Below are 3,104 nucleotides of genomic sequence, written 5' to 3'. Positions count from 1 at the left end.
CACAATAAAAGAGATATCAAACCTTATCAATCATGAGCATTTATCAGCATATAAAAGAACAGGCTTACCTGGCAAACATGCAACTGCCAAAGTTAAACCTGGTTTTATTTACCTTCGGCAATGTGAGTGCCGCCGACAGGGAAAAAAATGTTTTTGCCATTAAACCCAGTGGTGTTCCTTATGAGGAGCTTACTGCAGATAAAATGGTGATTGTGGACTTTGATGGAAATACCATAGAGGGTGATTTACGTCCATCATCAGACACAAAAACGCATGCCGTCCTTTACAAAAACTGGCCTGAAATTGGCGGAATTGTACATACACATTCCACCTTTGCTACGGCTTGGGCACAGGCACAAAAACCAATCCCTATTTTTGGTACTACGCATGCTGACCATTTAACAGTTGATATTCCTTGTGCCCCTCCTATGGGTGATGACATGATTAAAGGCAATTATGAATATGAAACAGGCTTTCAGATCATAAACCATTTCAAAAGTCTGGGTTTAAGCTATAAAGAGGTAGAAATGATTTTGGTGGGTAACCATGCGCCATTTACCTGGGCTAAAACAGCAGAAAAAGCAGTCTACAACAGTGCCGTGCTGGAAGCTGTGGCCCACATGGCCTTGCTTACTCAACAGATCAACCCACAAGCACCAAGATTACAGGATTCGCTGATCGAAAAACATTATGAGCGTAAACATGGCAGCAATGCTTATTACGGACAAGAATAAATTTATTTTTAAACAAGAGCAAAATATATAATGATTGATTTAAAGAAATTAGAAGTTTGGTTAATCACTGGTACACAGCATTTGTATGGTGAAGAAACTTTAAAACAAGTGGCAGACCATGCACAGCAGGTTGCTGAGTCTTTCAACAACAGTAAAGAGGTTTCTGTTTCTGTTGTCTACAAACCTATTGTAAAGACTACTGAGGAAATTTTTGAAACTTTACAGTCTGCTAATATGGCTGAAAATTGTATTGGTGTAATTACATGGATGCACACCTTCTCTCCCGCCAAGATGTGGATCAGGGGTTTAAATGTGCTTCAAAAACCATTGTTACACTTACACACACAATTTAACCGTGATATTCCCTGGAGTACCATCGACATGGATTTCATGAACACTAACCAGAGTGCTCATGGTGACCGTGAATTCGGCTTTATGGTTACCCGTATGCGTAAAGATCGTAAGGTTGTTGTTGGTCATTGGCAAGATGCCGAAGTATTAAAACAGATTGATACCTGGTGTAGAGCTGCTGCTGGATGGTATGATTGGCAAGGTGCCAAGTTTGCCCGTTTTGGCGATAACATGCGCTTTGTTGCCGTAACAGATGGCGATAAAGTTGAGGCGGAAATGAAATTTGGCTTTTCAGTTAACACTTATGGTATTGGCGATTTAGTTGCTGTGATCAATAGCATTCCTGAAGAAGCTATTCAGCAGTTATTGGCCGTATATAAAGAAAGCTATACAATGGCTGATGATTTACGCGCCGGTGGTGAAAGACATGCTGCTGTATACGATGCTGCGAAAATTGAACTTGGCTTAAGAAAGTTCTTGACTGATGGAAATTTTAAAGGTTTTACTGATACGTTTGAAGATCTTCATGGCATGATTCAACTTCCCGGAATTGCCGCACAGCGCTTAATGGCTGATGGTTATGGTTTTGCCGGTGAGGGAGATTGGAAAACGGTGGCTTTAGTGCGTGCATGTAAAGTAATGGGTGCCGGTTTACCTGGCGGTAATGCTTTTATGGAAGATTATACTTATCATTTCGACCCGGCCAATTCCATGGTTTTAGGTTCGCATATGCTTGAAGTTGATGCTTCATTAGCTGCTGGCAAAGCAAGCCTGGAAGTTCATCCGCTTGGCATTGGTGGTAAGGCTGATCCTGCACGTCTGGTATTCAACGTTGCTGGTGGCGATGCCCTTAATGCTTCTTTAATTGACATGGGAAACCGTTTCCGTTTATTAGTCAACGAAGTAACCGCTGTTAAGGCAGAACACGATTTACCTAAGCTTCCTGTTGCACGTGTTTTATGGAAACCATTACCTGATATGAAAACAGGCTGCGCAGCATGGATCTATGCTGGTGGTGCACACCATACTGCATTTAGCCAGAATTTAACTACAGAACATTTGTTAGATTTTGCTAATATTGCTGGTATAGAATACATAAACATTGGTGCTGACACTAAAATAAACCAGTTTAGAAATGAACTACACTGGAACGATGTTTTCTTTAAATAAAACATTTATAAAATAAGCAATAGCGGTATAGCTGTTTCAATAAATAAAAGTGCCTGTATCATCATCATGAGCAGGCACTTTTTTTTACGTCTTCTTTGGAAACATGAGTACTACCTTATTAATCCATAACTCATCATTAACCCATCACCAGCATACATACTTTAGCTCCTCCTGATATGGGACGGGTCTATTATCGGATTTCCGGTAGCAAACCCGTAGCAAGTCCCTATCAAATAGGTCTTTGATCAACACCAAAGGTTAAGTAACAGCTAATCAACAGCTAGCCAAAGGTTATTAAACCAACTGTCGTAAACAACCCTTTATCTGTCGCATAATTCTGCTTAAATACCATGAATACAACTTATTTTTACTCAAATAGCATTTACATAAATCACACAGGCTGAGCGATAAAATTAGCAATCATATTTTTAGATTGATTGTTTTTTCCTGACCTGCGTATTTAAAAATCAGTATAACCTTAAAATTTTAAGTCATGGTAAAGATGAATCCTTATTTGAATTTCGACGGCCAAGCCGAAGAAGCTTTTAATTTCTACAAATCTGTTTTTGGTGGTGATTTTGAAGGTGGTATCTTCAGAATGGGCGAAGCACCAGGTATGCCTATTACAGAAGAAGAAAAAAACAGGGTAATGCATGTTTCGTTACCAATTGCGAATGGCTACACATTAATGGCCTCGGATAACTGTCCTTCCATGGGTCAACAGCTCATTGTTGGCAATAACAATTACATTTCCTTGCATCCAGATAACCAGGAAGAGGCCGATCGCTTATTCAATGGCCTATCTGCTGGCGGAACCATAGAAATGCCAATGGAAGATACCTTTTGGGG

The 3,104-nt window shown here is 40.0% G+C and carries 3 protein-coding genes; all 3 read left to right on the top strand.

All coding sequences use genetic code 11. The features are described 5' to 3' along the window. Window positions 1-32 precede the first annotated feature (32 nt). A complete protein-coding gene (locus ACR2F7_RS06610) occupies window positions 33-734 on the top strand; it encodes an L-ribulose-5-phosphate 4-epimerase (RefSeq protein WP_432712792.1) in 702 nt (233 codons plus the stop codon). Window positions 735-764: 30 nt separating this feature from the next. Next, on the top strand, window positions 765-2,255 hold the full coding sequence (gene araA, locus ACR2F7_RS06605; protein ID WP_432712791.1) for an L-arabinose isomerase: 1,491 nt from the start codon (window positions 765-767) through the stop codon (window positions 2,253-2,255). A gap of 493 nt (window positions 2,256-2,748) precedes the next feature. After that, on the top strand, window positions 2,749-3,104 hold a 356-nt coding region (locus ACR2F7_RS06600; RefSeq protein WP_432712790.1), incomplete at its 3' end, for a VOC family protein.

Origin of the sequence: Pedobacter sp. (assembly GCF_045628745.1) — a bacterium.
GTDB lineage: Bacteria > Bacteroidota > Bacteroidia > Sphingobacteriales > Sphingobacteriaceae > Pedobacter.
The sequence above is the reverse complement of the archived record's forward strand: the minus strand, read 5'-3'. Positions and strand labels throughout refer to the sequence as shown.

What these genes read in the sequence shown, in the direction of transcription:
- ACR2F7_RS06610 (WP_432712792.1), top strand. Translation starts at nt 33, where the DNA reads ATGAGCATTTATCAGCATATAAAAGAACAGGCTTACCTGGCAAACATG.
- araA (WP_432712791.1), top strand. Translation starts at nt 765, where the DNA reads ATGATTGATTTAAAGAAATTAGAAGTTTGGTTAATCACTGGTACACAG.